The sequence below is a fragment of the Cyanobium sp. T1B-Tous genome (assembly GCF_024345475.1).
In the GTDB taxonomy this organism is placed as follows: domain Bacteria; phylum Cyanobacteriota; class Cyanobacteriia; order PCC-6307; family Cyanobiaceae; genus Cyanobium_A.
Genome location: NZ_JAGQBE010000038.1, coordinates 1 through 25,546, shown reverse-complemented (window position 1 = coordinate 25,546; position 25,546 = coordinate 1). Strand labels below are relative to the sequence as shown.

Genomic DNA, 25,546 nt, shown 5'->3' with positions numbered 1-25,546 from the left:
GCACCGCCGCCGCGGCCCACCGTGGCGCCGTAGTCGCCCCCAGGGGGCTGGGCGGCGATCCAGCCCTCCACCAGGCCGCAGCGGTCCTTGCGGGGTTTGGGGTTGTAGGGGGTGGTGGTCTTGAAGCCCTGCTCACGCCAGGTGGCGGCGGCGCTGCAGAAGCTCGCCTCCAGGGCCCGGCCGTGGGTGCTCCAGCGCGCCTGGAACTGGCCCCAGGCCTCGGCCCAGAGGGCCTCCAGCTGGTCCGGCAGGGGGGCCTCAACCGCGAATCCGCTTGGCAGGGGGTCGAGCTGCAGGGCGGGGTCGCCATCGAGGCTGCCCAACAGGGCTTCCAGGGTCTCCGGACCCTTCACCCACGTCTGCAGGCCGGCCACCAGGTGGCTGGCCAGGGGCAGCACCTGCTGCTGCCAGTAGTCGTGGGCCACCTGCCGCACCAGGGTGCCCTTCTCGGTTTCGAGTTGCAGCTCCGGGGGCAGGCCGGCCTCCAGGGCGTGGCGCTGCAGGGTGCGGCGGCAGAAGCCGTGAATGGTGGTGATGTCGGCGGCATCGAGCTCCTCGAGGGCCAGCAGCAGGCGGGCCCGGAGTCGGTCGCTGCGGGGCCGCTGCTGCTCCAGCCAGGCGGCGAGGGTGGGGTCGGGCGCCTCCAGCTCGGGATTTTCCAACCCCGCCAGGGCCCGCTGCAGCCGCTGGCCGATGCGGTCGCGCAGCTCGGCCGCGGCGGCGTCGGTGAAGGTCACCACCAGCAGTTGGTGCAGGTCCAGCTCGGCCTCGCCCACGTAGCGCAGCACCAGCTGGGCCAGGGCAAAGGTCTTGCCGGTGCCGGCGCTGGCCTCCAGCAGGCGCAGGCCCGGTTCGAGCGGGAAGGTGTTGGCCTCGAAGCGCTGCTCAGGCGCCGGGATCGCCGTCATGGCAGTTGCTCCCGCAGGGGGCCGAGCAGGATCTCGGCCTGGGCGGCCACCTCCCCACTGGCCAGCAGGGCACTGCCGCTGAGCTCGGTGCCGAAGCAGAGGGCCTGCTCCGGCTCCTGCCGTTCGCCCCGGGATCGCTCCGTGCCCTCCCAGGTTTCGATCGCCTGGTCGGCGCCCTTCTCCACAAGGGCCCAGCCGGTTTCCGGGGGCACGGGCCAGCAGCGCTGGCGCCAGGCTTCGCGCAGCTCCGCCAGCCGCTCCAGTTCCTGCCGGGCCGTGGCCCCATCGGGGGGCACCAGGCGTAGCTCCACGCCGAAGTCCCGCTCGCCCCGGGCCACCAGCACCGCCGCTGAGGGGGCCTGGTCGGCGGCGGCGGCCAGCAGCAGGGCCAGCCAGAGCTCCAGGCGCTGGCGGCTGCGGGGGCGGGCCGGGTGCAGCACCACCAGGGAGGAGCCCCGCCACAGCAGCTCCTGCTGCCAGCCCTGCCACTGGGCCAGGGCCCGGCGTTCGGGTCCCAGGGCCTCCAGGGTGGTGTGCAGGCTGTGCCAGCGCCGGCTCAGGCCGGCGGCCTCCAGCCGCCCGGCCGCCAGGGGCGGCAGCAGACCCGTGCCCCGGTGGCGTTCCAGCCAGGTTTCGGGCGCGTCGAGGCTTGCCGCCCCGGGGTCGCTGAGGGCCTGGCGCAGCAGGGCGGCCCGGCTGCGCTCATCGAGGCTGAGGGGCTCGAGGTCGTCGAGGCTGTCGGCCCATTCCCGGGGCCGCAGCCCCAGGGAGCGCAGCCAGTTGGCCTGGGGGGCCAGCAGCCACTCGCGCAGGTCGGCCGTGGCCTCCAACTCCCCGCGTCCCTGCTCCAGGTTGGGCGGGCCGGGGGGGGTGCTCGCCGCCAGGGACAGGGGTGGGGCCAGGGCGGCGGGCTGGTCCAGCAGCTGGCGGGCCTCCAGCAGCCGCCGGTCGCAGCTGCCCGGGGGGCGTTCCCCGATCGGTTGGAAGTTGGCCCGGTCGAGGGGGTTGGCGGGATGGTCCACCAGCAGGCCATCGCCCTGGCCGGGCAGCTGGCCCTGCAGCCATTCCAGCCACTGGCGCACCGGGGTGGCCGGCGGCAGCTCCTCCCCACTGCGGGGGTCGCGGCTGCTCCAGGTCACCAGCAGGTGATCGCGGGTCGAGAGCAGGGCCTCCAGCAGCACATAGCGGTCCTGGTCGGCCGGGTTGGGATCACCCAGGCGGCGCTGCTGCTCGAGCAGGTGGAAGCCGGGCCGCTGGCTCTGGCGGGGGAAACTGCCCGCATCCAGCCCCATCAACACGATCACCCGGTGGGGAATCGCCCGCATCGGTTCCAGGGCGCTGATCGTGAGGGCACCGCTGCGGTGGCCGAAGCGGCCCGAATCGGCGGCCAGCCGCTCGTCGAGCACGGCCGCCACCACCGGTGCGGCCAGCTCGAGGGCGCAGCCCGCGGCGGCCTGCTGCCAGTCGTCGATGGCGGCCAGCACCAGGGGCAGCTCCCAGGCCTGGCTTCCGCCCTCGCCGAACAGGTCGGTGAGCAGGGCCCGCAGGCCGCTGGCCCAGGCCTCGCAGGGGCGGGGACGGCGCAGCTCCGTCAGCCAGTGGCGCAGCCGGGTGAGCAGGTGCAGCCAGCGGCCCAGCAGCTCCACACCCACCCCACTGGCCAGGGGGGCGGTGTCGGCGGGGGCCAGGCCGGGCTCCTCGGGCAGCACCAGGCCCAGCAGCAGCCGGTCGATGGCCCAGGCCAGGCTGCCGCTGGCCAGCCCGCCCCGCTCGGCGGCATCGAGGCCCCAGTGGAAGCCGCAGCGTTGCAGCAGGGGATGGAGCGCCGCCAGTTCGGCCCCGCTGAGCTGGAAGTGCTCCTGCAGCACCGCACTCTCCAGCAGGGTTTCCAGGGCGGAGGCGGTGAGCCGTTCCCCCGCCAGTCGCAGCAGCTCCAGCAGGCTGCGGCTGAGGCTGGCATCGCTCTGCTGGCTGCGGTCGGTGAGTCGCCAGTTGAGTGTCACCCCCGTCGCTTCGCCATCGCCGAACACGGCGGCCACCAGGGGGGCCAGCCCATCCACCTGGGGGGTCATCACCAGCACATCCCGGGGCTGGAGCGTGGGGTCGGCGGCCATCAGCTGCAGGATGCGATCCCGCACGATCTGCACCTGGCGCAGGGGGCCGGGACAGCGGTGGAACTCCAGGGAGCTGTCTCCTGAGGCCCGCTGCAGCTGGGGGTGTCCAGCCGGATCCGCCAGTTGCTGCTGCAGCTGATGGAGCAGGGGAGCAGGCCCTTCCCCGCGATGGCCCCTGGCGGGCGCCACGAACAGATCCTTCTCCTCCCACTGGCCCAGACGGCTGTCGCCGCTGCCTTCGAGCAGCTGCTGAAATTCGCCCCCCAGGCGCCCGAAACGGGCCTCCAGGCCGGAGGCCTGCAGCAGCCAGTCGCCGTCCAGGGGCTGTTGCAGGGCGATCGCGTCGCTCAGCACCCGCCGGCGACTGGTGCAGCGCTGCCAGAGGTCGCGGCAGGGGGTGAGCAGGTAGAGGTCCACGTTGGTGTGGATGCTGAGGGCCTGGAGCAGCTGCACCTGGATTGGGGCCAGGCTGCTGAGGCCAAACAGGCGCAGGGGATCGGGCAGGCTGCCGGCGGGTGGGGGCCCTTCCTGGAGCAGGGCGATGGCCTCGAGCACCCGCAGGCCAAAGGGCTTGACGCCCAGGCGCTCCCCCAGCCGCAGCACCAGAAGCCGCTGCCAGGCCGCACTGTCGCCCAGGGCTGGGGTGCGCCCGTCCCACCAGCTCTCCAGCACATCCGGGCGGTAGAGGGCGAGGTCGTCGAGGGCATCGGCGATGCTGCGGCCCAGCTGCCAGCGGGCCAGGTCGAGCTCCTGGTCGTTGCCTTGGCGACGCCCCAACCAGTGCCGCAGGGCGGCGGCTTCCGGCTGCTCCACCAGCTCCGGCAGCAGCTCCAGCACGGGCCACACCAGCTGGCTGGCCCGCCAGGGGTCGGCGTCGCCGCTGCCGTGGCCCAGCAGGGCTTGCACGATCTGGCGCAGCTGGCTGCCGGGGAAGGGGTAGCGGATGTTGGCCGCGATGCCCCCCAGTCCCACCGCCAGCTGCTCGCCCAGCCAGCGGCTGGTGGGCCAGGTGTTCACCACCACCTGCACCGTCTCGCACGGGCCCGGCGGATTGAGCCGCAGCTGGGCAGCCAGGAGTTCGGCGAGATGTTCAGCCCGGTTGCCCCGGAAAACGGTGAGCAAGGCGTGGGCTCAGCGGTGGGCCATCAGGGCAGGCAGCCCGCCAGCTGCTGGCTGAAGGACGTCATTGCGCGGTCCCGCAGGCCGGGGACAGACCGGATGGCGCCGGTTTCGGGGCAGTAGGCGGAGAGGTCGCCGCCGTAGCAGGCGCCGGTGTCCACCATCACGATCTGGCCGAGGCGCCGGACGTTGGGGCCGGGGGTATGGCCGATCACCACATCGCCGAAGCGCCCGTCGTAGGCCTGCCAGAAGGGCATGCGGATGGAGAGGTCCGGTTCCCAGCTGGTGGGATCGAAGCCGGCGTGGGTGGCCACCCAGCCCGGCCCGCCGTAGGTGCAGGGCAGCCGCTCGAGGCGCTCCTGCCAGATGCGGGAGTGGCGATCGCCGAGTTGGCGGTAGGTGTCACACCCGGCCAGGGCCCGGTGGGCCATCCAGTTGCCGTGGTGCAGGGCGGCCACCAGGTCGGCTTCGTGGTTGCCCTTGAGCCACACCCCCCGGCCAGACTCCACCAGCCCCCAGGCCAGCTCCATGGTGCGGCGGATCTGGGGCCCCCGGTTGATCACATCGCCACACAGCACCAGCCGATCCCCGGCCGGAAGCTCGGCCACCAGCCGTTCGAGCGAGTCGGCGCAGCCGTGAACGTCCCCGATCACCCAATGGTGGCAGGCACGGGAGGGGGACGTCATCAGTCCATCGCGTTGGATCCAGTCTTGCCTCCCCACCGTCTCCTTGTCAGCCCCCCCCCGACCGGCCAGCGCTGGTACGGTCGCCCCAGCGCTGTCGAGATCCCGATGAACCCAGCCTCGTTGTCGGTGGGGCAGCGGGTGAATGCCCTGGTGAAGGCCCTCAATGGGGCCAAGCGCACCAATGAGGCCCTGGCCCGCTGCAGCAATGGGGAAGAGATGCTCGACGTGCTGCTCGATGCCTCGGCCAAGCTCGGGCTGGGTCTGACCCGCCAGCAGCTGGCCAACACACCGCCGATTCGCGACTGGGTGTGGTGGAAGAACAAGGAGGCGCTGCTCACCATCGGCGACAACAAGCCCCGCTACCAGCAGGACGGCGGCCAGGGCCGGGCTGAGCCGGCTGCATCCGGTGAGGAGGCTCCGCGCAAGCGCTTTCTGGGCCTGTTTTAAGCCGCGCTGGCCAGGGCGTCGGGAATCGCGGCGCTGGGTGCCTCAAAACGGCCGCAGGCCACGAACTCCAGCCGCAGTTTCAGGAAGGTGATGAACTTCTCATCGGTGGACACCACCGCGGCGGCCGGCCTGGGCACCGCACTGCCGATGGGCTCGAGTTCGGGAGCCTCGAGGAAGGCAGGGCGTTTCACCAGCCAGAAATCAATCGCCTTGCCCTGTTCGCCGTAGTGGCGCACCCGCTCCCGCAGCACCTCCTCCAGGGGCTCCTCCACGGTGAGGAACGTCTCGCTGGCGGCAATGAAGTGATAGGTGCTCATGGCTGGCGGCTGCCGAACAGGGGGTCGCGGCGGGGATTCTGAATCAGCGCCTTCATCTGCCGTACCGCCGCCTCCAGACCCACCGCCAGGGCGCGGGCCACGATCGTGTGGCCGATGTTGAGCTCCTCCATCCCCTCAATGGCGGCCACCGGCTCCACGTTCTGGTAGGTGAGGCCGTGGCCGGCATTCACCCGCAACCCAAGGCTGCGGGCCATGAAGCTGCCCTCGGTGAGGCGGGCCAGCTCGCGGGGTTGGTGCGGCCAATCGGCTTCGGCGTAGCTGCCGGTGTGCAGTTCCACCCAGCGGGCACCCGTGGCCCGGCTGGCCTCGAGTTGGGCGGGGTCGGCATCGACAAACAGGCTCACGCCGATGCCGCTGTCCTGCAGCCGGCCCACCAGGCCGGTGAGGGCCTGCTGTTGGCCGGCCACATCCAGGCCCCCCTCGGTGGTTACTTCCTGGCGCTTCTCGGGCACCAGGGTCACCATGTCGGGTCGGATCCGCAGGGCGATCGCCTCCATCTCGGCGGTGGCGGCCATCTCCAGGTTGAGCCGGCTGCGCACCGTTTGCCGCAGCAGCTCCACATCGCGGTCCTGGATGTGGCGGCGGTCTTCGCGCAGGTGCACGGTGATGCCGTCAGCGCCGCCCAGTTCCGCCAGGAGGGCATGGCTCACCGGGTCGGGTTCCACGCTGCGGCGGGCCTGGCGCACGTTGGCGAGGTGGTCGATGTTGACGCCGAGGCTGGCCATGGCGGGGTGGTCTGGCGGGGGGAGGGTCTGGTCGAAATCCTATGGAGCGCCCCTGGGCGGTGCCCCAACTGCCCGTGCCCCGACCTGGACGGCGGCCATGGCCCCTAGCGTCAGAAGTCCTCCCCTTCATGCGGTTGTTGGCGGCGCAGACGGGTTCCACGGCTTCCCTTCCCCAGGTGCGGGAGCGGGGTCTGTGCAACGGCATTAGCCCCTGGCTGTCGCCGCTGGCCATGGTGGCCAGCCAGGACATCGCCCTGCGCCTGTTCTTCCGCTCGGTGCGGGTGCTGGGCCGGGAGTTCCTCCCGACCGCGGGCCCCGTGCTGCTGGCCCCCACCCACCGGGCCCGTTGGGATGCCCTGCTGCTGCCCCACGCCGCTGGCCGCCGCGTCACCGGCCGCGATTGCCGCTTCATGGTGACTGTGGATGAAATGCGCGGCGTGCAGGGCTGGTTCCTGCATCGGCTGGGCTGCTTCCCCGTCAAGCAGGGCCGTCCTTCGATGGCCAGCCTCCGCTACCCGGTCGACCTGCTCGCGGCCGGCGAGCAGTTGGTGGTGTTTCCCGAGGGCCGCATCGTGCGGGAGCAGACGCCCCTGCGGCTGCACCAGGGCCTGGCCCGTCTGGCCCTGCTGGCCGCCGGCCGGGGGGTGTCGGTGCCGGTGGTGCCGGTGGGCCTTGCCTATGGCCATCGTCCGCCCCGCTGGCGGGATGGGGCGGCGCTCTGCTTCGGTCCGCCCCTCAGCCTGGAGGGGCAAGGGCGCGAGGCGGCAGTCGCGTTCACCGACCAGCTGGCGCTGGCGATGGCCACCGCCGAGGCCCGGGCCCGCGGCGCCCTTGGGCTCGCCCCTTAGAGTCAGACCACCTTTTAAGGCCATCTGTGCGTAGGTCGTCCCGCCTGATCTGCGGCTCCCTGTTGGCCGCGCTGGCCCTCGCCGCCCCGCTGGTGCCGGGTGCTGTTCAGGCCCAACAGGATCCCCAACGGGCCCTGGAGTCCTCGGGTAGCCCCTTCAACCTCGAGGCGGTGCGAGCCCTGTTGGCCCGCGGCGATGCCGCCGCCGCCAACGGCAACCTCGCCGAAGCCCGCAAGCTCTACGACCAGGCCCGCGATGCCACCCGCCGGCTGCTGGGCTTCTACCGCGACCTGAGCGGCTCCTTCCGGGGCCTGGATGCCCGCATCCCCCGGGAGATGGACCAGAAGGGCCGTGAGGCCCTGGAAACCATGGCCCAGGCCAACCTGCGCCTGGCGGCCGTGTTCCGCCGCCAGAACCAGCCTGAGGTGGCGGTTCCGCTGCTGGTGGAAGTCGTCAAGGTGATGACCCCGGCCACCCCCGAGGGCCGTAAGGCCTATCAAAACCTGGTGGAGATCGGCTTTGCGGCCACGCCTTACTCCGCCGGGGATGCTGCAGCTCCCGGTAAGTGAGCTCTAGATTCCCGACGTTCGCCGCTTGGTCTCCCCGATGGTGCATCCCGACCAGGTGAAGGCGGCCATCACCCTGGCCATGCCCGATGCCTCCGTGGAGGTGGAAGATCTCACCGGCGGGGGCGACCACCTCCAGGTGACGGTGGTGTCGTCAGCCTTCAACGGGCTCACCCGGGTCAAGCAGCACCAGCTTGTCTATGGCGCCCTGCGCCAGGAACTGGCCAGCGAAGCGATCCACGCCCTGGCCCTGCAAACCTCCACTCCTGTCTGAGTTCATGGAAGCCACCACCCGTCAACGCATTGAAGAGCTGCTGGCGACCAGCCCGGTATTCGTCTTCATGAAGGGCAGCAAGCTGATGCCCCAGTGCGGCTTTTCCAACAACGTGGTGCAGATCCTGCACTCGGTGGGGGTGCCGTTTGACACCTTCGATGTGCTCTCCGATGCGGAGATCCGTCAGGGCATCAAGGAGTTTTCCGAGTGGCCCACCATTCCCCAGGTGTATGTGAAAGGGGAATTCATCGGCGGATCGGACATCTTGATTGAGATGTACAACTCGGGCGAACTGCGCGAGAAGCTCGAGGTGGCCCTGGCCAGCTGAGGCACCCCCACTTCAGGAGCCCCTTGGCTCAGTAGCGCTCGCTTTCGTAGAGGCTGCGCGGGTCGCCGTCTGGGCCGATGAAGCTGGACGGATCCTGGATCCAGCGGTCGATGAGTTCCTCGAGCCTGCGCTGGGTGAGGGGATCCAGCACGGCCGTGCGCCGCAGGGCATGCAGATAGCCGTCGGCGTACAGGCGCAGTTCCGCCGGGCTGTGGAAGCGATGGGCCAGTTCCTGGCAGGCATCACACAGGGATTGGAAGTGCCGGATGGCGTCGGGATGGTGGAGCGCGGTCATGGGGTCAACAACCCTGGGGCCATTCTGGCCCTCCGGGCCAGGGGGTGCGATCGTCAGGGTCTGAGCAAGCGCATCGGCTGATACGCGGTTGCCCTGGCCAACCCCGTTAGCCTGAGGTCACTATCCAACCGGAACCCATCAGCTCAACCTCCCCGCCGGTATCAGCCAGCCTGTCCCCATCCCAGGCCGGAGGTCAGCCCCAACGGGTGCTGGTGGTGGATCCGCACGCCACCCTGCGGACGGTTCTGGCCCAACGGCTGCGCCAGGACGGCCACTTGGCGGCCGCTGTGGCCACAGCCCGAGAAGCTCTGGAGGTGTGCCACGACCAGTCTCCCGATCTGCTGATCAGCGCGGAGCTGCTGGATGAGAGCTCGGCCCTGCGTCTGGCGGCCCAGCTGCGCTGTCCGGTGATGGTGCTGACGGCCCGCACCGGCTCTGAGCCGGTGGTGACCCTGCTCGATGCCGGTGCGGACGACGTGCTGCGCAAGCCCTTCGGCCTGGAGGAACTGGCCGCCCGCTGTCGCACCCTGCTGCGCCGCAGCGGCACCGGCCTGCAGGAGCGGGTGTGTGTCGGCCCCCTGGAGGTGCACGTGCTGTTGCGCCAGGTGACCCTGCGCGACCAGCCGGTGGAGCTCAGCCCCCGGGAATTTGCCCTGCTCTGCGCCCTGTTGATGCCACCGGGGGTGGTGCGCAGCCGCCAGGAACTGCTGCGCATGGCCTGGCCTCCCTTCAGCGGTGGGCCCCGCTCCGTCGATACCCAGGTGCTCACCCTGCGGCGCAAGCTGGAGCAGGCCGGATTGGGAGAAGGGGGTGGCATCGAGACGATGCGCCAACAGGGCTATCGCTTCAGCCTCGAAACCCTGCCCGAAGCCCAAGCCGAGCAGGAGTCGGCCATGCGGCAGCCCCAGAACAGCCTCGTCTGAAGCCCAACCTGGCTGGATCAGGCTGGCATCACCACACTCCAGGCGATCCTGCCCAGGCGAGCCAGCCCAGTTCCCCCACCAGCATGGTCCCGCTCAGCACCGCCAGCAGCTGATAGGTCCAAGGCGGGCTGATCCGGCCGATGGAACTGACGTCGAGGCCCGTTTCCTGGCCGAAGCGGCCCAGAAACTCCTCGAAGGCGGCAACCCGCTGGGGGAGCAGGTAGGCCGATCCATCTGCCGCCCGCACGTAGAACACCCGACCTCCCTGGCTGGTGGCCACCGGGGTGAGCCCCTGAATCGCGCTCCAGGGCAGGCTCCAACCGCGGCGCAGCAGCCAGGCGCACCAGCGGGGGTGGCCCACCCGGATGGTGCTGCCGTTGAGCTCCACCTGTTCGCTGGTGGCGGCCACCACCAGGGCCAGCCCCAGGGGCAGGGCCAGCCAGAGGGTGGTCTGCAGGGCTCCGGTGGCGAGAACGGGGAGGGGGGCCACCAGGGCGAGGTAAAGGCTGATCAGGGTGAAGCGGATCAGGGGCGCCATTGGGTAGCGCGCCTGGATGTCCACCTGCGGGGCGCTCATCGATCCTCGGGGGATCCGGGCAGGGGTTCGATCAGCTCGGGCGGCTGATACCGGCCGCTGAACACCTCCTGCTCCCGGCCTTTCCAGAACTCCCCGAGCCGCATCAGATCGGCATGGGCCTCCTGCAGGCTCGCCATGTAGGCGTCCGGATCCATGCTGTCCTTGGCCTCCTTGAGCTTGGTGAGCCGCAGCAGTTGCAGCATCCAGGGTTTGCCGAGTTCGCCCCGTTGCTCCAGGTAGCGGGCCAGTTCCTCTGAACTGGGGGTCGGGATGCCGGGCATTCCTTGCTTGAGGACAAGAGGGTCCAGGCTATGCAGCGGGAAGGGGGATTGTGAGTCGGTTTCCCCCCACCCGCTCCACCAGGGAGGCGATGTCCAGGGCCTCCGAGAAGAGATAGCCCTGGAATCGGGCCACACCCATTTGTTGCAGCCGCTGAAAGCTCTCCTCGGTGTCCACGCCTTCAGCGATGAGGGTCATCGACACGGAGTCCGTGAGCCTGGGGAGTAGTTCCACGATTTGTTCCGCATAGGAATCGTTGAGAACTCCGATTACAAAACTGCGATCGATCTTCAGTTCGTCAGGCTTCAGCGATAGCAGCAGGCCCATGGAGGAGAAGCCCGTTCCAAAGTCATCGAGGGAAATCCGCATTCCCGCTTCTCGACACTGGCGCAGATTGGTTTCAACCGCTGCTGTGGAGTTGAAGATGGCAGTTTCAGTCAGTTCAAGATTGATGCTGTTGCAGGAGAGTCCCTGGGCTGCAATCGCATCGATCAGTTGGCCTGAAAAAGAGGCGTCGATCAGCTGGGATGGGCTGATATTGATCGCCAGGTCCAGCTGGTTGGGGGTGATCTTCAGGGCCTGGATCAGCTGCTTGAAGGCCAGCAACGAGGCTTCGATGAGCTGCCAGCCAACGCGACCCATGATTCGATAGTGTTCCGCGACCGGAATAAACAGAGTTGGGGGGATTTCTCCCAGCTCTGGGTGATCCCAGCGGGCGAGAGCCTCAACGGACAGAACTTGGCCTGCGGCATTGACAATGGGTTGAAACAAAATCCGGAAGGAGTCTGGCTGCGAGGGCTGGTGTGATGATGCGCAGGCTTGCTGGAGCGCCGTGAACAGTCGGTGGTCACTGAGTGGATTGGCTTCGTTGTCCGTTGTGAAGAGGTGAATGTGTTCCCCTTGGGAGGCTTTCGCCTTGTACATCGCCAGATCTGCTTTCCGAACGATGTCTTCGCTGGAGGACTGGTGTGGATCGCTGATCGTGATTCCAATGCTCAGGCTGAGTCGGTAGGGTGAATTGGAATCAACTTGACTCTTCTCAAACGATTCAAGGATCCGGCGGGCTGCCTGTTGGGCATGGAGGGCTAGGGACTCTTGACTGGCATTGGGCGTGTCACCTGAATTCAGAATCAGAATGAATTCGTCGCCGCCGTAGCGCGCTAGGAAATCACCCTGGCGGCAGAGGGCCTGGAGTTCAGTGGCCACCTTGCAGAGGGCTTGATCGCCGATGCGGTGGCCATAGGTGTCGTTGATGCTTTTGAATTTGTCGACATCGATGAAGAGGAGGCTAAGCAGGGCTTGCTTTTCCTTGAGACGAACGATTTCTCTCTCAAGGTGTTCGATGCAGTAGCGGCGGTTGGCCAGGCCGGTGAGGGCATCGTGCATGGCCAGGTCTCGGGCGGTGCCCAGAATCTGTTCAAACCGATTGGCAATCGTCTGGATGCCCACGCTTTGGCGACCAGCCGGTTCGCTGCCGGTTGCGGTCGTCGACCCATCGATCGGTTGGCTGGCGCGTGGGGAGGCAGGGTGGCGCCGTTCCTCTTCCAGCAGTCCTCTGAAGATCAAGGTGCTGCCAGGTGGGGTGTCGGCGGGGCTGGGTTGTCCTGATGGGTCCGGCTTGGGACTCTTGAAATCAAGGATTTCAATCAGAGCACGGTGACTCCGGCGGATGCGTTGGGTCGCCCAGCGTTCCTTCTGGCGCAGCAGCAATCTCTGCTTTCGCTCGGCCAGTTTCCAGCGGAGGCGCAGGGTCAGGGCGATCACTCCCCCGCCGGTGAGCAGCAGCAGCAGGTCGGTCAGTTCCTGCCGCTGCTCCGCCTGGCTATTGGCGGGTCTGACACCCATCAGTCGCCCGTCGTCGCTGAAGGTCTGGGGTTGGAGCGGAGCCACGCCCCACCCTGTGGGAATGGCTCCCGCTGGGGGGATGGGCTGCAGCTGCGTCTGGATCCGCTGGAGCTCCCCTTTCAGGTGGGGGCCGAACTGGGGTTCAACCAGCGGGTTGAGGTAAACAAGGGTGGCTGTTGTGGAACGGCTGTTGTCGCTGGTGCTGATCGTGGTGGCGAAGCCCACGTAGAGGTTGTTGGTTTCGCCTGAGCAGATCACCCGGATGCCGGCGAGCCCCAGTTGGCGCCGGGTGCGCGCGGTGGAGTCCATGCAGCGCACCAGCCATCGATCAGGGGGCCTGTTCAGGCTGCCCAGGCCCACCTGAAGGGCTTTGCGTTGGGATTGGGGGTCGTAGAGCGCCATGGCGGCCCCTTCCTCAAAGAGGCTGCTGGTGGCCATGTCTTGGGAGGGGAAGGTGGGGTTCTTTCCCTCGATGAAGGCATAGCTGTCATCCCACCAGCCCCAGTCCCTCGCCGTTCGCTGGGCGTCCCGGAATTCAGCATCCAGTTTTTCCAGGGCGATCGTCTGGTTGGTGACGCTCCGGTTCTGGGCCAGCTGAATCCTGCGGATCGCTTCAACCCCAACCAGGCTGCCCATCACCAACAGGATCACGGCCGTCCGCGACGGCCCACGGTTGAGCCAGCTGATGCGCTCTTCCTTGAGCCAAGAACGCCATAGCCTTCGTGGAGACTGCCGACTTGGCCGCGCAGAAGGCTGGGAGCTCGCCTTGGTTGTGCCGACTGTCACTGGGCCGCCGCTTTGCCCGATGACATCATCCTAGGCAGGCAGGCTCCAAGGATTGAGCCCCAGATCGGCGCCGATGCGATGGGCGCAGGCAAAGCCGCTGAAGGCCACCGCATTCAGCCCCTGGCCGGGGAAGCAGGAGTCGCCCACGGCATAGAGCCCCGAGATGGCGGTGCGGTTGAAGGGCATGGGTAGCAGGCCCGGCAACCGCAGGGCCGGGATCGGGCCGTAGCTGCCGCCCATGCGGCCCAGGAAGCGCCGGTGGCTGCGGGGCGTGCCCACTTCCCGGTGGTGGATGGCGCCCTTCAGGCCCGGCAGGATCGCCTCGAGGCGGGCGATTAGCCGGTCGGCGTCGGCCTGCTTCTTGGCCCGGTAGGCCGCTGGGCTGAGGCCCTGCCAATGCTCCATGGAGCTGGGGGTGAAACTGTGCAGGATGTGGCGGCCCGCCGGGGCGAGGGCCGGATCCAGCAGGGTCGGCATCGACACGAACACCACCCCCTGCTCCGCCTCCATCTCCTCCCAGCGCTCCAGCAGCAGGTGATGGCAGTGGAAGCCTTGGGGCACCACCGCCGCATCGATGCCGAGGTGCAGGGAGAGAAAGGAGGGGGAGGGCTTGTAGCGGCGGCGCCAGGTGGTTTCCGCCGGGGGCGTGTGGGCGGCGTCCACCAGGGGCTGGGCCACGGCTCCCTCGCTGTCGGGGCTGCCGGCAAAGGTGTCCCAGCGGGTGGCGTTGCTCACCACGCGGCGGGCGCGGAGTTGTTCCCCGCTGGCGAGCTTCACGCCTACGGCTGCGCCGTTTTCAATCACCACGTCGGTGACGCGGGCCCTGTAGCGGATGGCGCCGCCATGGCCCTCCAGCCCCGCCACCAGCTTCTCGGCGATCACGCCCACGCCGCCCTTGGGGTAGTTGATGCCGCCGGCATGGCGATCGGAGAACACCATCCCCGCGTTGATCATCGGCGTGAGGTCGGCCGGCATCACGCTCCAGCAGAAGCACTCCATGTCGATGAACTTGAGCAGGGCCGGATCGCTGATGTGCTTGCGCGCCACATCGCCCACGTTCACCGGCAGCCAGCGGGCCAGGCCCAGGCAGGCCAGGGGGGCCCGAAAGAACACCTTGGCCAGGTAGGCCGGATCCTCCAGCGAGAGCAACGGCATGGCGTCCAGGCAGCGGAACACCTGCCAGCAGGCGTCGTAGAAGGCGCGGATGCCCTGGGCCTCATGGGGGAACAGGGCGGTGAGATCGGCCAGGAACTGCTCGTAGTCCCGGTCCACCGCCACATTCAGGCCGCCGGGCAGGTGGTATTCGAGCTGGGCCGGATCGGGCACCGTGGCGCAGTGCTGGCCCACATCGGCCAGGGCGCGGGTGAGCAGGTTGGTGTGGCCCTTCTCGCCGAAGCCGAAGATCATCGAGGCGCCCACATCGAAGGTGTAGCCGTCTCGCCTGAAGCTGCCGCCCGAGCCCCCGGGGATCAGGTAGCGCTCCAGCACCAGCACCTTCGCCCCCTTGGCGGCCAGCTGGGACGCGGTGACCAGGCCACCGATGCCGGCGCCAATCACGATCACATCCCAGATGGGGGCAGGGGTGGTGGTCACCGGAGGGCAGCGGCAGGTGTGGCTGACCCTAGGAAGGGGGCCAGATCGGCCAGGGCCCGGTCGCGGTAGGCGCCATAGCGCTCCCGCTTCCCCTGGATGCGCTCGGCCAGCTCCGGCAGCAGGCCGAAGTTGGGGGGCATGGGCTGGAAGCCGCCCCGTTTGCCCTTGCCACCGCAGGGGGCTTCAGCGATGAAGTGGGTGAGTGCCCCGATCATCGTGGTGGGGGGCAGGCTGATGGGCTCGAGGCCCTGGGCCAGCCGGGCGGCGTTGGTGCCGGCCAGCCAGCCGCCGGCCACCGCCGCCGCATAGCCCTCCGTGCCGGTGATCTGGCCTGCGGCCAGCAGCGTGGGGCGGCTGCGGAACTGCAGGCTGGGATCGAGCAGCTGGGGCGATTCCAGAAAGGTGTTGCGGTGCATCACGCCGAAGCGCACGAATTCGGCGTTCTCCAGGCCCGGGATCAGCCGCAGCACCCGCTTCTGCTCGCCCCATTTGAGGTTGGTCTGGAAGCCCACCAGGTTCCAGAGGCGGCCGTCCTTGTCCTCCTGGCGCAGCTGCACCACGGCGTAGGCGCGCTTGGCGCGGCGCACGTCCCGGTCGTTCACATCCCCCCAGCGGGGATCCCAGAGGCCGATCGGCTTGAGCGGGCCATAGCGCATCGTGTCCTCACCGCGGCGGGCCAGCTCCTCGATCGGCAGGCAGCCCTCGAAGAAATGGGCGCTCTCCTGCTCAAAATCCTTGAGCTCGGCTTGCTCGGCCTTCAGGAGTTCCTGCCGAAAGGCCAGGAATTGATCCCGGTCCATGGGGCAGTTGATGTAATCGGCGTCGCCCTTGTCGTAGCGCGAGGCCCGGAAGGCCACCGAGAGATCGATGCTCTCGCCCTCCACGATCGGGCTGGCGGCATCGAAGAAGTGGCAGTCGGCCCGGCCGGTGAAGGCACGCAGCTGCTCGGCCAGGGGCTCACTGGTGAGCGGGCCGGTGGCCAGCACGGCGATCTGGTCGGGGCCCGGTAGCTCGGTGTGTTCGCGGCGCTCCACCGTCACGAGGGGGTGCTGCTCGAGGGCGGCGGTGAGGGCGGCGCTGTAGCGGCCCCGATCCACGGCCAGGGCGCCGCCGGCCGGCACGGCATGGGCGTCGGCGGTGCGGATCACCAGGGAGCCCAACCGGCGCAGCTCCTCCTGCAGCAGCCCGGCGGCCCGGTCGCTGCTCAGGGCCCCGAAGCTATTGCTGCACACCAGCTCGGCGAATTCAGCGCTGTGGTGGGCTGGGGAACGGCGCACGGGCCGCATCTCCACCAGCCGCACCGGTAAACCGGCACTGGCGATCTGCCAGGCCGCTTCCGTGCCCGCCAGACCGGCGCCAATGACGAGCAGCTCTGGACGCAAGCGATCAGGCGCGGGCGCGCTTGAGCATCAGCTGCAGCTGGCCCACGGCGGCGCGGCCGATGTGGAACACGGCCCAGCCGGCGGCCAGAAGGATGGGAGCGGCAACCAGCACCAGCCGTGCGTCCATGGAAGGCAGGGGAAACAAGATCACGCGATCTTAAGGACTGCGCCGCGTCGGCGGTCCGCCCGACCCGCGATTTGTCGTCATCTGAGTTGACGTGATCTGAATGGGGGTCATCCCTTGTCCCGCGCGGCATGGGCCCGGGCCAGCTCCCTGTAGCGGCGGGCGTGTTGGCGCTGCTCCGCCTGGGCCTCGGCGCTGAGCTCGCGCTTCACCTGGGCTGGTGCCCCCATCACCACGGCCCCGGCGGGCACATCGCGTGTCACCACTGAACCAGCCGCCACCAGGGCGCCGGCGCCCACCGTGACGCCGTTGAGCACGATCGCGCCGATGCCGATCAGGCAGCCGTCTTCGAGGGTGGCGCCGTGCACCACCGCCCGGTGGCCAATGGTCACATCGGCGCCGATGGTGACGGGCTGGTCGGGATCGCCGTGCAGCACGGCGCCGTCCTGCACGTTGCTGCCTTCGCCCACCACGATCGGGCACACATCCCCCCGGGCCACGGCGGTGGGCCAGAGGCTGGCGCCGGCCGCCAGCTGCACATCGCCGATCACCACGGCGGAGTTGGCCACCCAGGCCTCGGGGTGGATCCGGGGTTCGGGCCAGCCGGCGGGCCAGGGAAGGCTGCTCATCGGCGGCGGCACCAGGTTGAGCCATTCTCCCGGCTTCCCCTCCCCCTTGGAGGAGGTCGCCGCTGGGTGATACGTTCCCTAGGTGCCCAACGGGCGCGGGTCGCTAGCTCAGCGGTAGAGCACTCGGCTTTTAACCGATTGGTCCTGAGTTCGAATCTCAGGCGACCCATAGAAGGATCCGGCCAGTTCAGAAGCCCCTCTCTGAGAGGCGGCCGCGCTTGCCTGCTGCGGTTGGTGAAGCACCCTTCATGAAGTCTGATGTGCTCTCGTGAAGACCCGTTGCCGCCGGGGTCGGGCGCCTTGCCTGTTCGGCCCGCCGGCGCGATTGTTTGTGCATCGGGATTCGGAGGCTCCAATGACGGAAGACACCCCCCCTGAGCATCAAATAGGAGCGCGCTGACGATCCGGCCCCTGCTCCAACACTCTCGACGGATCTCTGGCTTCCCTGGGTTTGACGTCCTCGCGTCCACCCGTCCACTGCACCGCCCTAGGTGCCCCGGACCGACATGGGAAGTCCCACTTGTCACCTGGCCCCAGGTGCCAGCGCCGGCAGCTCCGACCCACAACTGAAGACCCTCAGATCCCACGATCTGATCACCAAGCACAAACCTCGCGCAGCTGCGCCCGCACCCCCGAGGGTCGGCACCACAGCTGAGCAGACAAACGCCCGGGGCTCGCGCTCCGGGCGTTGTTGTGTGTCGGCCGGGTGGATCCGGCCTTCCTAGCCTCAGGGCAGCCAGGGAGCTCCCATGCCGGCGTCGCCTGAGGTTGGGCCTGAAGCGATCGAGAGCCGGGCCGAGGCGCTGCTGGCCCAGCTCAGCAGCGCCGAAAAGCTGGCCCTGCTCGAGGGCGACACCGCGTTCTGGCCCGGCATGGTGGACATCGCCAGCCGCGATGCTTCCCACGTCCATCCCTGGCCGGCGGGGGCGGTGCCGCGGCTCGCTCTGGCGGGTCTGCACTTTGTGGATGGCCCGCGGGGGGTGGTGCTCAAGGGTGGGGCAACCACCTTCCCGCCGCCGATCGCCCGCGGTGCCTGCTGGGACGTCGACCTGGAGGAGCGGATCGGCGAGGCCATGGCCCGCGAGGCCCGCAGCTTAGGGGCCAACTGGTTGGCGGCGGTGTGCGTCAACCTGCTGCGCCACCCAGGCTGGGGCCGGGCCCAGGAAACCTACGGTGAAGATCCGGTGTTGCTCGGGGCCCTGGGGGCGGCCTGCACCCGCGGCATCCAGCGCCATGCGGTGGCCTGCGTCAAGCACCTGGCCCTCAATTCGATCGACAGCTCCCGTTTCCTGGTGGATGTGCAGGTGCGGGAGCGGGTGCTGCACGAGCTGTATCTGCCCCACTTCCGCGACTGCGTCGAGGCCGGGGCGGGGTCAGTGATGAGTGCTTACAACCAGGTGAACGGCGAGTGGTGCGGCCAGCATCCCGGGCTGCTCACCGCGATCCTCAAGCAGCGCTGGGGATTCCAGGGCTTCGTGGTGACCGACTTCATCTTCGGGGTGCGCGATGGCGTGGCGGCGGTGCGGGCCGGTCAGGACCTGGAGATGCCGTTCCGGATGATTTTTGCCGGCTGCCTGGAGGAGGCCCTGGCCGATGGACGCCTCTCCCTGGCTCGGCTCGACGACGCCGTGCTGCGCCAGCTGCGGGTGCAGCTGGCGGTGCCGGAGGCGGCCTATCCCGCCAGCCTGCGGGCCTGCCCCGAGCACCGGGCCCTGGCCCGGGAGGCGGCCACCAAGGCGATCGTGCTGCTCCAAAACGAGGCCGTCTCCCCTGGCTCGCCCCTGCTGCCCCTGGATCCGGCCCGGTCGCTGGCGGTGATCGGCTCCCTCGCCGCGGTGGCCAACCTGGGCGACCGGGGCTCCTCCGACACCCGGCCCGAGCCGGGTGTGGTGGTGACGCCTCTGGAGGGGCTGCGGGCGGCTGCCGCGCCGGGAGCGGTGCACCACGCCAGCGGCGAGCACCTCCAGGAGGCCATCGCCCTGGCGGCTCGCTGTGAAACGGCCCTGCTGGTGCTCGGCCTCGACTGGCGCCTGGAGGGGGAGCACATCCACCCCGGTGACATCGCCCCGATCCTGCGCCAGATGCCACCCCCCCACCCCCTGCTACGGCGCTGGTGGCCGCCGGTGGCCCGGGCGATCGCGGCCATCACCAGCTACGGCTCGGCCCGCCAGGGGGGAGACTTCGCCGCCGGCGACCGCACCCAGCTGGAGCTGCCGGCCGAGCAGGTGACCCTGATCGAGGCGGTGGTGGCGGCGAACCCCCGCACGGTGGTGGTGCTGATGGGCGGCGGCGCGATCCTGATGGAGGCCTGGCGCCAGGCGGTGCCGGCGATTTTGCTGCTCTGGTATCCGGGTGAGCGGGGTGGCGAGGCCCTGGCCGATGTGGTGTTTGGTGCGGTGTCGCCCTCCGGGCGCCTGCCCTTCGCCATCCCCACCAGCGCCAACCACCTTCCCCCGTTTGAGCCCCGTGCCCGCCAGGTGCACTACGACCTCTGGCACGGCTACCGCCGGCTCCAGCGCGACGGCCACCCGGCGGCCTTTCCCTTCGGCTTCGGCCTCTCCTACGGCGCCCTGCGCCTCAGCGCTGCCGAGGCCGAGCTCAGCCCCGGTCCCCACCCGGCGCTGCGGGTCGCCGGGACGCTGCACAACGACGGGGCCCTGGCCAGCGATGGGGTGGTGCAGGTCTACGTCGAACCACCGGGGCTGGTGCTGGAACGCCCCCGCCGCACCCTGGTAGGTTTTGGCCGGGTGAGCCTTGAGCCTGGCGGGTGCCAGCGGCTCAGCTTGGCGATTCCCCTCCGCCGGCTGGCCTATTTCGATGAAGCCAGCAGCCGCTTCTGGCTCGAGGCGGGGACCCACCGGCTGCGGCTTGCCCAGCACAGTGAAGACGCCGGCCTGCTGGTGGAACTGGCCTTGGCGGCCAACGATCTGGGCGCCTGATGGCTGGATCCAGCTCAGGGGCGGGCGAGCAGCTGCTGCAGCCGCAGGCGGTTGTAGCGCTGCACCCACAGGCAGGGCAGGTTGAACAGGGTGGCGAAGCCCAGGTTGATCAGCACTCCCACCGGCGGCAGCCACAGGGCTGTGGCGATCCAGAACAGCCACAGGGCCAGGTGCACCAACTCGGCCCGCCGGGTTTCGAGCACGAGCCGTTCCAGGTTGCGGCGATCGCGGCCCACCAGGCTGGCCTTGGCCACGCCGTTGGGCAGCGCGTTGCCGGCATCGGGCAGCCAGGGCTTCCAGCGCCGGATCGCCCAGTGCCGTTCATAGCTCTGCAGGGTTTCTGGCCAGGGCCGTTTCCACAGCACCCTGCTCCGCGCCAGCCAGCCGGCCGGCAGGCGATTGGCCAGCGCTCCCACCACCACACTCCACAGCAGCCAGCCCAGGGCGCTGGTGAGCAGGGCCATCAGGGGTGACAGGGGGGTGGTCATGGCCGCAACAGTTCTGCGGCCAGCAGTTGCAGCGACTGGGGGGCACGCAGCAGCTGGGGATGGGCCCACACCGGCAACACTTGGGTGCGCCCGACCGGCAACACCGCCCGCCAGCCCGGCAGTACGGCCAGATCGATGGCCGAATAGAAGCTGCAGCACTCCACGCCAGCCAGGGTGTCGAGGTTGCCGTTGAGCTGCTCCAGCAGGGGACTGCCCCACTTCAGATCGGCAATACCCGCCAGCAGCCGCCCTGGCCAGGGCTGGGCCGTGAGCGTGCCCTGCTGGGGGCTGCCCACGCTGATGAAGCGACGGGTGCGCTGATGGCCGCCCAGCAGCTGGATCCAGGTGCGGGCGATCACCCCGCCGATGGAGAAGCCCAGCAGGTCGATGGGTTGCTCCAGCCCAAACGCCGCCTCGATGTGGCTGCCCAGCAGTTCGGCGGCCTCCGGCACCGGCGTGAGCCCCAGGCGCAGCGGCAGATCGGGGATCAGCAGGGGCTGACGCTGCTCGCCCAGCTGGTGTTTCAGCGCATTGAACACCTTGGGGCTGTCCAGCAGCCCGTGCACGAGCACCAGGGGCGTGGTGTCTCGGGGGGTGGCGGTGGCTGGAGGTGCGCTGCTGATGGGGCGACTGCTGCGGCGGCCAATCCCAATCTGACCAGCTTCAGGGCGTTCTGGGGATCACTCCTCCTGGCGCCCCAGCAGCTGGTCCCGCGCCCCATTCACCCGCTGCATCGTGTCGTGGCTACCGCCGCGGTCGGGATGGTGTTCGGCGGCGGCCCGTTTCCAGGCCCGGTTCACCTCGCTGGAGCTGAGGCGTCCAGCCAGGGGGAGCTCGAGCCGTTGCCGCGCCACGATGGAGTCCAGATCCGGATGTTTGCCGAGGGGTCCCCAGTCGGCCTTGCTGAGGGCTGGACTGCGTTTGCGAGCCCCCTTGCGTCGGCCGGCCCGGGCCTGGCCCGATCCCCCGAACCCTTTGCGCTCAGCTGAGTCCTCCCCGGGCGTCGGGGTCTGACGGACGGCGGGGGCGGTGGTGACGAGACCCATGGGGTGGGAGAGGCAATCCCTCCACTTTCGGCCATGGCGCCCTAGGTCAAGAGCTCAGCCCTTGGTGGGGGCCAGGTAGCGGTCGTAGAAGAGCCCCGACTCGATGGGCATTTCGAAGGCCAGGCCGAGGAAATAGGTGATGCCTTCCTGGGCTTGCCAGGCCAGCCGGGCGTCCATCCGGTGATCGAGCCGTTCGAAGCGGTCGAAAATCGTCAGCTGGAGGCTGCTGCCGTCCAGGTTGTCGATGCTGCTCTGGGTGAAGACGCACACGCCCCCCTCGCCCAGGTCCCACACCTTGAAGGTCCAACGCTCCCCCGCCGCATCGACGAGCTCCCCCTGCATCGCCCCGCTTCCCATGGGAGCAGGGCGGCGGAGATAGGCCCGGCGAGGCGTTCCCCGGCGGTCTGAGCCCTTGCTGTCGTCCCGGCGGCTGGCGCGTCGATCCGCCTCCCCACGGCGATCCCGGCCCGGGGCCCGGAAGGGAGGCTGGCTGTCCTTGGCCATGGGTGTTCGTCCTCCGGTCCGCCACTGCGGCCCGGTGTGTCCTCGCTGGGAGCAGTCTGGCAAATGAGGGGCGGGCCCACGGCGTCCGCCTACCCGGCCGCGAAGGCAAATGCGTATTCATTTGACTCATAACTATATTTATTCCTTGAGCACCTGCGAATACATTTTGGCCCCAACCTTTTCGCGTCTCCTATGCTTATGCGGCTTGGTTTGTAGGCGGTGGTTACCCCGGAAGCCCTGGATGCTCTCGATTTTCTGGTGTGGCTGAACAGTGGCTACCGGGCGGCGGAGCTCTGCGGCTGCCATCAGTCTTCGATTTCGCGTCGCGCCCAAGAGGCGGCTGACGTCTTTGGGGTGTCACTGATCCGGGATTCAGCTGGCTGGCGGCTGAGCGGTCCCACCGTGTTGCTCGATCTGGAGCGGGAGGTTCACCAGTTGCACCGGCTGTTGCGGGGCTCGGAGCTGCGTTTGGAGCTGGCCCCGCCGTTGGCGGGTTGTCTGCCTCGGCTGGCGGCCAGTGCCTGGATTGCCGTCCTTGCGGAGACGACTCAGCAGGAGCGCTCCTGGAGCCTGGTGGAATCGCGCGTGATCGATGGCTGGCTCACCGACCGTCACCCCGCCGCGATCGATGGACGGGAGGGTTTGGTGGCTTGCGCGCTGCAGGAGGGGGTTCTGGTTGTGCGCCGCGAGCTGGCGGGCCATCCGGCCCTCAACTCCCTCGCCCTGGCCCTCCAGGGCTCGAATGGGTCTAACGTTGAGAACAGGGCATCCGGGGAGGCCCCTGCGTTCCGTCGCTGAGGAGGCTGTATGGGGGCTTGGGCTCGATTTCGTTTGCGGCCTGGCCTGCAAGGGGTGGCTCCGCGCGGGCGCTCCAGGGTTGTTCCCGCCAACGAACGGGAGGGTCAGCGCTGGCCCGTGGAGCAGCCGATGGAGGGTTGGCTGCAGTGGGAAGGCCGGGTGCTGCCCGCCATTCCCGTGGAGATTGCCAACTTCAGCGCCGGGGGCGTGGCCGTCTGGGTCGACCCCCAGCTGGACCTCCCCCCTGGGGGGCATGGTGTGCTGATCACCCAAGCCCATGGGCGGGGGTGTGGCTACCGGCCCGTCAAGGGCTGCTGGCAGGTGAGGGGCGGCTCCCGCTCCTTGGTGGGGCTCGCCTTCGACCGTTGAATGGCTAGGGGGTGATCGCCCCAGGGTTTATTGGTCGATCATCCGCTCAATGCGGCTCGATTGGGAGCCGGCCACGGGATTCGATCCATCCGGGCTCAAGCTTGTCACCGGCAGGCGGCGGGAGGGCTGGACGTCCTTCACCCGCACGGCATACACGTGCAGGCCGATGGCCAGGCCGAGCAGGAGCAGCAGGCTCAGGGCTGTGCTGTGGCTGCCGTCACGGCTGGACATCGGCTGGTGCGTTACAAGATCTCTCTTAAGGAGTCTCTCAGGCCTGGGATCGGCCAACCCCGAGCGATCCCCCTTAGGATTTCCTTAAGAAGTTTGGGCGGTTCAGACGCATGCGGGTGCCCTCCCTGCTCGCTCTCGCGGCCCTGGTGGGATTTCTCATCATCGAACTGGCGTTGCGCGTCTGATTGGAGCCATCGAGCCCGGCTGGCATCGGAGCACACCATCCCAACGCGGCAGGGCTTCTAGGGTCCAAGGACACCGCCGGTTTGCACCAACTGGGTCCCATGCTCCACTCCCTCGCCTTTGTGCTCGCTCGGGACGGGCAGCTTCCCGGCGAAGGTCTCGGTTGGACTGATCTCGTCGCCGCCCAGGGCCAGGGGCCTGACACGGGCCGCGCTCTGCGCCTGTTCCGTCTGCCCGATCACTGGCAGGGCAGCCTGGATGACCTGGTGGCCACGGGTTGCGCCACCATCCGGGGCGACGACCCCCTACCGGCAGCTGCCTCGGAGCGCCGCTCCCTGATCTGTGATGCGGTGGTGCCCCTGCTGGAGGTTTCCTCCATCTGGATCGGGGTGTATGCCCTGAGGGGTCCCGCCTGGCCTGAGGGCCAGGCGCCGCGCCCGCTCGAGGGACCTCCCCTGCAGGTGCAGCACGTGCAGTTGCTGGATCGCTTCCCCCTGGCGGAAGCGGCCAACGAAACCTGCTGGTTCTATCCCACCGACAACGGCAGCTACCTCTGCTGGGAGAACCGCACCCACGTGACCCTCCTGCCGGGCTGGCTGCCGGAGCAGGGGGTGCAGCAGAGCCCGATCAGCTACGACCGGGGTGACGTGCACGTGCTGTGGTCGCTGATGGCGGATGACGAGGCCCTCACCTGCGTCGGCCTCACCTACCAACGCCGTCGGATCGAGTGGCCACTCGGGAGCCGCACCCCGGAGCCCAGTGCCACGTGGACCTGCTTTGAGGTCGACACCATGGCCGACCCCAGTTATGTCGAACGCGCCAGGATTGATGTGTTCCCGCAGTGACGAAGCGCTGAGCTTGTGCTCAGCGCATGAACAGCATCTCCTGGTAGCTGGGGAGGGGCCAGAGATCGTCGTCCACCACGCGCTCGAGGCCATCCACCGCCGCGCGCAGCGTGCCGATCAGGGGCATCAGGGTGTCGGCACAATGGTGCATGTGGGCTTCGGTGTCGTGGGGGGCGCTGTTCAGGCCCTGCTCCAGGGCATCGCAGCCGTTGTTCAGCTGCTCGAGCAGCTCACCGAGCTGGTTACGCAGGTTCAGGTTGGGATGGAGCCCCATCGCCTGCTGCTCCTGCAGCGCCTTGCCCAGTTCGCCCAGATAGCGCACCGCCGCCGGATACACCTGGGTGCGGGCAATCTGCAGGGCCAGCTTGGCTTCCACCTCAATGGCGAGCACGTACTGCTCGGCATACACGGCGAACCGGCTTTCCAGTTCCACCGGGCTGAGCACCCCTTGGCGCTCGAACAGCTCCCGCACCTCCTGGCGTTGCAGCACCGGCAGGGCATCGGCACAGGTGCGCAGGTTTTCCAGACCCCGCTGTTCCTCGGCCATCCGGTGCCAGGCACTGGAGTAGCCGTCGCCGCCGAACACCACCGCACCGTGCTCGCGCATCACCTGCTGGAGCACGGTGAAGGCGGCCTCCCCGAGGGCGGTGCCGCTCTCGAGCTGGCCCTGCAGCTGGTCGGCGACCCAGCCGATGGAGTCGGCCAGCACGGTGTTCATCGCCACCAGGGGGCCAGCCACGGATTGGCCGGAGCCAACGGCGCGGAACTCAAAGCGGTTGCCGGTGAAGGCAAAGGGGGAGGTGCGGTTGCGGTCGCCGGGATCCTTGGTGAATTCCGGCAGGGTGTCGACCCCCAGGGTCATCACGCCGCCCTTGGCCGAACTCTGCAGGTTGCCCTCGCGGATCTGGTTGAACACGTCCTCGAGCTGGCTGCCGAGGTACACCGAGATGATCGCGGGCGGGGCTTCGTTGGCGCCGAGGCGGTGGTCGTTGCCGGCGGTGGCGATCACCGCCCGCAGCAGCGGTCCGTAGCGATGGACGCCGCGGATGACGGCGGCGCAGAAGAGCAGGAACTGGAGGTTGTCGTGGGGGGTCTGGCCCGGGTCGAGCAGGTTGCCCTGGGTGGCGTTGCCGATGGACCAGTTGACGTGCTTGCCGGAGCCGTTGATGCCGGCGAAGGGCTTCTCGTGGAGGAGGCAGGTGAAGCCGTGCTTCTTGGCCGTGGCCTTGAGCACGGTCATGGTGAGCTGCTGGTGGTCGGTGGCGACGTTGGCGGCCTCGAAGTAGGGGGCGATTTCAAATTGGCCGGGGGCCACTTCGTTGTGGCGGGTCTTGGCGGGCACGCCGAGGCGGTAGAG

Annotated in this window: 28 protein-coding genes, 1 tRNA gene and 2 pseudogenes; 11 read left to right on the top strand and 20 right to left on the bottom strand. The window is 69.0% G+C overall.

The annotated features are described in order from the left end of the window. From KBY71_RS09775 to KBY71_RS09765, 3 genes are all read right to left on the bottom strand, one after another. Nucleotides 1-908 (bottom strand): UvrD-helicase domain-containing protein (locus KBY71_RS09775; RefSeq protein ID WP_254928726.1); only part of this gene is annotated, 908 nt, incomplete at its 3' end. Then, nucleotides 905-4,144 carry an exodeoxyribonuclease V subunit gamma gene (locus tag KBY71_RS09770; RefSeq protein WP_254928725.1) on the bottom strand — a complete coding sequence of 1,080 codons (3,240 nt, stop codon included), beginning with the start codon at nt 4,142-4,144 and terminating at the stop codon, nt 905-907. The genes KBY71_RS09775 and KBY71_RS09770, both read right to left, overlap by 4 nt. Nucleotides 4,145-4,167: 23 nt before the next feature. Beyond that, entirely contained in the window at nt 4,168-4,827 is a 660-nt protein-coding gene (locus KBY71_RS09765; RefSeq protein ID WP_254928724.1) for a metallophosphoesterase, read from the bottom strand. Between the two features lie 105 nt (nt 4,828-4,932). Here KBY71_RS09765 and KBY71_RS09760 point away from each other — a divergent pair, with 105 nt between their 5' ends. Further along, nucleotides 4,933-5,274: a hypothetical protein gene (locus KBY71_RS09760; RefSeq protein WP_254928723.1), complete on the top strand. Its 342-nt coding sequence runs from the start codon at nt 4,933-4,935 to the stop codon at nt 5,272-5,274. Here KBY71_RS09760 and KBY71_RS09755 read toward each other — a convergent pair. Both KBY71_RS09755 and KBY71_RS09750 read right to left on the bottom strand, forming a co-directional pair. Next, nucleotides 5,271-5,591, bottom strand: a complete 321-nt coding sequence (locus KBY71_RS09755) for an MgPME-cyclase complex family protein (protein WP_254928722.1) — start codon at nt 5,589-5,591, stop codon at nt 5,271-5,273. The two genes, KBY71_RS09760 and KBY71_RS09755, sit on opposite strands and share 4 nt — an antisense overlap. Next, entirely contained in the window at nt 5,588-6,337 is a 750-nt protein-coding gene (locus KBY71_RS09750; protein ID WP_254928721.1) for a pyridoxine 5'-phosphate synthase, read from the bottom strand. The genes KBY71_RS09755 and KBY71_RS09750 overlap by 4 nt, the downstream gene beginning before the upstream one ends. A gap of 128 nt (nt 6,338-6,465) precedes the next feature. Between KBY71_RS09750 and KBY71_RS09745 the strand changes: the two genes are divergently transcribed. From KBY71_RS09745 to grxD, 4 genes are read left to right on the top strand one after another with little or no spacing between them, the layout of a single operon-like run. Further along, nucleotides 6,466-7,185: a 1-acyl-sn-glycerol-3-phosphate acyltransferase gene (locus KBY71_RS09745; RefSeq protein WP_254928720.1), complete on the top strand. Its 720-nt coding sequence runs from the start codon at nt 6,466-6,468 to the stop codon at nt 7,183-7,185. Nucleotides 7,186-7,211: 26 nt separating this feature from the next. Continuing rightward, nucleotides 7,212-7,754, top strand: coding sequence for a hypothetical protein (locus KBY71_RS09740; protein WP_254928719.1), 543 nt, complete (start codon nt 7,212-7,214; stop codon nt 7,752-7,754). Nucleotides 7,755-7,791: 37 nt separating this feature from the next. After that, nucleotides 7,792-8,025: a BolA family protein gene (locus KBY71_RS09735; RefSeq protein WP_254928718.1), complete on the top strand. Its 234-nt coding sequence runs from the start codon at nt 7,792-7,794 to the stop codon at nt 8,023-8,025. Nucleotides 8,026-8,029: 4 nt separating this feature from the next. After that, nucleotides 8,030-8,353 (top strand): Grx4 family monothiol glutaredoxin, encoded by a 324-nt coding sequence (grxD, locus tag KBY71_RS09730; protein WP_254928717.1) that lies wholly within the window; start codon nt 8,030-8,032, stop codon nt 8,351-8,353. A 28-nt stretch (nt 8,354-8,381) separates the two neighbouring features. Here grxD and KBY71_RS09725 read toward each other — a convergent pair whose 3' ends face one another. Further along, nucleotides 8,382-8,648: a DUF6761 family protein gene (locus KBY71_RS09725; protein ID WP_190390060.1), complete on the bottom strand. Its 267-nt coding sequence runs from the start codon at nt 8,646-8,648 to the stop codon at nt 8,382-8,384. 170 nt (nt 8,649-8,818) lie between these two features. On the opposite strand from KBY71_RS09725, the gene KBY71_RS09720 reads away from it, so the two are divergent. After that, complete coding sequence (locus KBY71_RS09720; RefSeq protein WP_254928727.1) at nt 8,819-9,571, top strand: response regulator transcription factor; 753 nt, start codon at nt 8,819-8,821, stop codon at nt 9,569-9,571. Nucleotides 9,572-9,599: 28 nt separating this feature from the next. On the opposite strand, the gene KBY71_RS09715 is transcribed toward KBY71_RS09720, so the two are convergent. The 8 genes and pseudogenes from KBY71_RS09715 to KBY71_RS09685 all read right to left on the bottom strand — a co-directional run bounded on the left by KBY71_RS09715 (nt 9,600) and on the right by KBY71_RS09685 (nt 16,786). Beyond that, nucleotides 9,600-10,148, bottom strand: coding sequence for a hypothetical protein (locus KBY71_RS09715; RefSeq protein ID WP_254928716.1), 549 nt, complete (start codon nt 10,146-10,148; stop codon nt 9,600-9,602). Continuing rightward, nucleotides 10,145-10,429 carry a hypothetical protein gene (locus KBY71_RS09710; protein WP_254928715.1) on the bottom strand — a complete coding sequence of 95 codons (285 nt, stop codon included), beginning with the start codon at nt 10,427-10,429 and terminating at the stop codon, nt 10,145-10,147. The genes KBY71_RS09715 and KBY71_RS09710 overlap by 4 nt, the downstream gene beginning before the upstream one ends. Before the next feature lie 28 nt (nt 10,430-10,457). Beyond that, entirely contained in the window at nt 10,458-12,272 is a 1,815-nt protein-coding gene (locus KBY71_RS09705) for a bifunctional diguanylate cyclase/phosphodiesterase (RefSeq protein WP_254928714.1), read from the bottom strand. Between the two features lie 171 nt (nt 12,273-12,443). After that, nucleotides 12,444-12,908, bottom strand: a pseudogene (locus KBY71_RS15180) (CHASE4 domain-containing protein); the annotation flags it as partial. Between the two features lie 180 nt (nt 12,909-13,088). After that, nucleotides 13,089-14,651 carry a carotenoid isomerase gene (gene crtH / locus KBY71_RS09700; RefSeq protein WP_254928713.1) on the bottom strand — a complete coding sequence of 521 codons (1,563 nt, stop codon included), beginning with the start codon at nt 14,649-14,651 and terminating at the stop codon, nt 13,089-13,091. After that, nucleotides 14,648-16,033 (bottom strand): FADH(2)-oxidizing methylenetetrahydrofolate--tRNA-(uracil(54)-C(5))-methyltransferase TrmFO, encoded by a 1,386-nt coding sequence (gene trmFO / locus KBY71_RS09695; RefSeq protein ID WP_254928712.1) that lies wholly within the window; start codon nt 16,031-16,033, stop codon nt 14,648-14,650. The genes crtH and trmFO overlap by 4 nt, the downstream gene beginning before the upstream one ends. A 4-nt stretch (nt 16,034-16,037) precedes the next feature. Continuing rightward, nucleotides 16,038-16,160 carry a photosystem II protein Y gene (locus tag KBY71_RS09690; RefSeq protein ID WP_190390055.1) on the bottom strand — a complete coding sequence of 41 codons (123 nt, stop codon included), beginning with the start codon at nt 16,158-16,160 and terminating at the stop codon, nt 16,038-16,040. Nucleotides 16,161-16,267: 107 nt separating this feature from the next. Continuing rightward, nucleotides 16,268-16,786, bottom strand: a complete 519-nt coding sequence (locus KBY71_RS09685) for a gamma carbonic anhydrase family protein (protein WP_254928711.1) — start codon at nt 16,784-16,786, stop codon at nt 16,268-16,270. 97 nt (nt 16,787-16,883) lie between these two features. Here KBY71_RS09685 and KBY71_RS09680 point away from each other — a divergent pair. Both KBY71_RS09680 and KBY71_RS09675 read left to right on the top strand, forming a co-directional pair. Then, nucleotides 16,884-16,955 (top strand) — tRNA-Lys (locus KBY71_RS09680). Nucleotides 16,956-17,535: 580 nt separating this feature from the next. Then, complete coding sequence (locus KBY71_RS09675) at nt 17,536-19,725, top strand: beta-glucosidase (protein WP_254928710.1); 2,190 nt, start codon at nt 17,536-17,538, stop codon at nt 19,723-19,725. 14 nt (nt 19,726-19,739) lie between these two features. Here the strand turns inward: KBY71_RS09675 and KBY71_RS09670 are convergent, their stop codons facing one another. The 4 genes from KBY71_RS09670 to KBY71_RS09655 form a co-directional block, all read right to left on the bottom strand. Beyond that, nucleotides 19,740-20,213 (bottom strand): hypothetical protein, encoded by a 474-nt coding sequence (locus tag KBY71_RS09670; protein ID WP_254928709.1) that lies wholly within the window; start codon nt 20,211-20,213, stop codon nt 19,740-19,742. Further along, the gene (locus tag KBY71_RS09665; protein ID WP_254928708.1) at nt 20,210-20,779 is read right to left on the bottom strand and encodes a triacylglycerol lipase; all 570 of its coding nucleotides are present in this window, start codon (nt 20,777-20,779) and stop codon (nt 20,210-20,212) included. The genes KBY71_RS09670 and KBY71_RS09665 overlap by 4 nt, the downstream gene beginning before the upstream one ends. 114 nt (nt 20,780-20,893) lie before the next feature. Beyond that, complete coding sequence (locus KBY71_RS09660) at nt 20,894-21,259, bottom strand: molecular chaperone DnaJ (protein ID WP_254928707.1); 366 nt, start codon at nt 21,257-21,259, stop codon at nt 20,894-20,896. Between the two features lie 54 nt (nt 21,260-21,313). Then, the gene (locus KBY71_RS09655; RefSeq protein WP_254928706.1) at nt 21,314-21,763 is read right to left on the bottom strand and encodes a hypothetical protein; all 450 of its coding nucleotides are present in this window, start codon (nt 21,761-21,763) and stop codon (nt 21,314-21,316) included. Between the two features lie 219 nt (nt 21,764-21,982). On the opposite strand from KBY71_RS09655, the gene KBY71_RS09650 reads away from it, so the two are divergent. Further along, entirely contained in the window at nt 21,983-22,561 is a 579-nt protein-coding gene (locus KBY71_RS09650; protein ID WP_254928705.1) for a hypothetical protein, read from the top strand. 54 nt (nt 22,562-22,615) lie between these two features. Continuing rightward, nucleotides 22,616-22,930, top strand: a complete 315-nt coding sequence (locus tag KBY71_RS09645) for a hypothetical protein (protein WP_254928704.1) — start codon at nt 22,616-22,618, stop codon at nt 22,928-22,930. Nucleotides 22,931-22,957: 27 nt separating this feature from the next. Here KBY71_RS09645 and KBY71_RS09640 read toward each other — a convergent pair whose 3' ends face one another. After that, nucleotides 22,958-23,161, bottom strand: a complete 204-nt coding sequence (locus tag KBY71_RS09640; RefSeq protein ID WP_254928703.1) for a hypothetical protein — start codon at nt 23,159-23,161, stop codon at nt 22,958-22,960. Between the two features lie 284 nt (nt 23,162-23,445). On the opposite strand from KBY71_RS09640, the gene KBY71_RS09635 reads away from it, so the two are divergent. Beyond that, a complete protein-coding gene (locus tag KBY71_RS09635) occupies nt 23,446-24,189 on the top strand; it encodes a hypothetical protein (RefSeq protein WP_254928702.1) in 744 nt (247 codons plus the stop codon). Between the two features lie 19 nt (nt 24,190-24,208). On the opposite strand, the pseudogene KBY71_RS09630 reads toward KBY71_RS09635, so the two are convergent. Further along, nucleotides 24,209-25,546: pseudogene (locus KBY71_RS09630) on the bottom strand (glutamine synthetase type III); the annotation flags it as partial.

Excerpts from the sequence above, each read along its gene's own strand:
- KBY71_RS09765 (WP_254928724.1), bottom strand. The coding sequence starts at position 4,827 with ATGACGTCCCCCTCCCGTGCCTGCCACCATTGGGTGATCGGGGACGTT.
- KBY71_RS09760 (WP_254928723.1), top strand. The coding sequence starts at position 4,933 with ATGAACCCAGCCTCGTTGTCGGTGGGGCAGCGGGTGAATGCCCTGGTG.
- KBY71_RS09705 (WP_254928714.1), bottom strand. The coding sequence starts at position 12,272 with ATGGGTGTCAGACCCGCCAATAGCCAGGCGGAGCAGCGGCAGGAACTG.
- KBY71_RS09635 (WP_254928702.1), top strand. The coding sequence starts at position 23,446 with ATGCTCCACTCCCTCGCCTTTGTGCTCGCTCGGGACGGGCAGCTTCCC.
- KBY71_RS09725 (WP_190390060.1), bottom strand. The coding sequence starts at position 8,648 with ATGACCGCGCTCCACCATCCCGACGCCATCCGGCACTTCCAATCCCTG.
- KBY71_RS09750 (WP_254928721.1), bottom strand. The coding sequence starts at position 6,337 with ATGGCCAGCCTCGGCGTCAACATCGACCACCTCGCCAACGTGCGCCAG.
- KBY71_RS09745 (WP_254928720.1), top strand. The coding sequence starts at position 6,466 with ATGCGGTTGTTGGCGGCGCAGACGGGTTCCACGGCTTCCCTTCCCCAG.
- KBY71_RS09735 (WP_254928718.1), top strand. The coding sequence starts at position 7,792 with ATGGTGCATCCCGACCAGGTGAAGGCGGCCATCACCCTGGCCATGCCC.
- KBY71_RS09660 (WP_254928707.1), bottom strand. The coding sequence starts at position 21,259 with ATGGGTCTCGTCACCACCGCCCCCGCCGTCCGTCAGACCCCGACGCCC.
- KBY71_RS09715 (WP_254928716.1), bottom strand. The coding sequence starts at position 10,148 with ATGAGCGCCCCGCAGGTGGACATCCAGGCGCGCTACCCAATGGCGCCC.
- KBY71_RS09655 (WP_254928706.1), bottom strand. The coding sequence starts at position 21,763 with ATGGCCAAGGACAGCCAGCCTCCCTTCCGGGCCCCGGGCCGGGATCGC.
- KBY71_RS09755 (WP_254928722.1), bottom strand. The coding sequence starts at position 5,591 with ATGAGCACCTATCACTTCATTGCCGCCAGCGAGACGTTCCTCACCGTG.
- KBY71_RS09675 (WP_254928710.1), top strand. The coding sequence starts at position 17,536 with ATGCCGGCGTCGCCTGAGGTTGGGCCTGAAGCGATCGAGAGCCGGGCC.
- grxD (WP_254928717.1), top strand. The coding sequence starts at position 8,030 with ATGGAAGCCACCACCCGTCAACGCATTGAAGAGCTGCTGGCGACCAGC.
- KBY71_RS09685 (WP_254928711.1), bottom strand. The coding sequence starts at position 16,786 with ATGAGCAGCCTTCCCTGGCCCGCCGGCTGGCCCGAACCCCGGATCCAC.
- KBY71_RS09710 (WP_254928715.1), bottom strand. The coding sequence starts at position 10,429 with ATGCCCGGCATCCCGACCCCCAGTTCAGAGGAACTGGCCCGCTACCTG.
- KBY71_RS09640 (WP_254928703.1), bottom strand. The coding sequence starts at position 23,161 with ATGTCCAGCCGTGACGGCAGCCACAGCACAGCCCTGAGCCTGCTGCTC.
- KBY71_RS09670 (WP_254928709.1), bottom strand. The coding sequence starts at position 20,213 with ATGACCACCCCCCTGTCACCCCTGATGGCCCTGCTCACCAGCGCCCTG.
- KBY71_RS09690 (WP_190390055.1), bottom strand. The coding sequence starts at position 16,160 with ATGGACGCACGGCTGGTGCTGGTTGCCGCTCCCATCCTTCTGGCCGCC.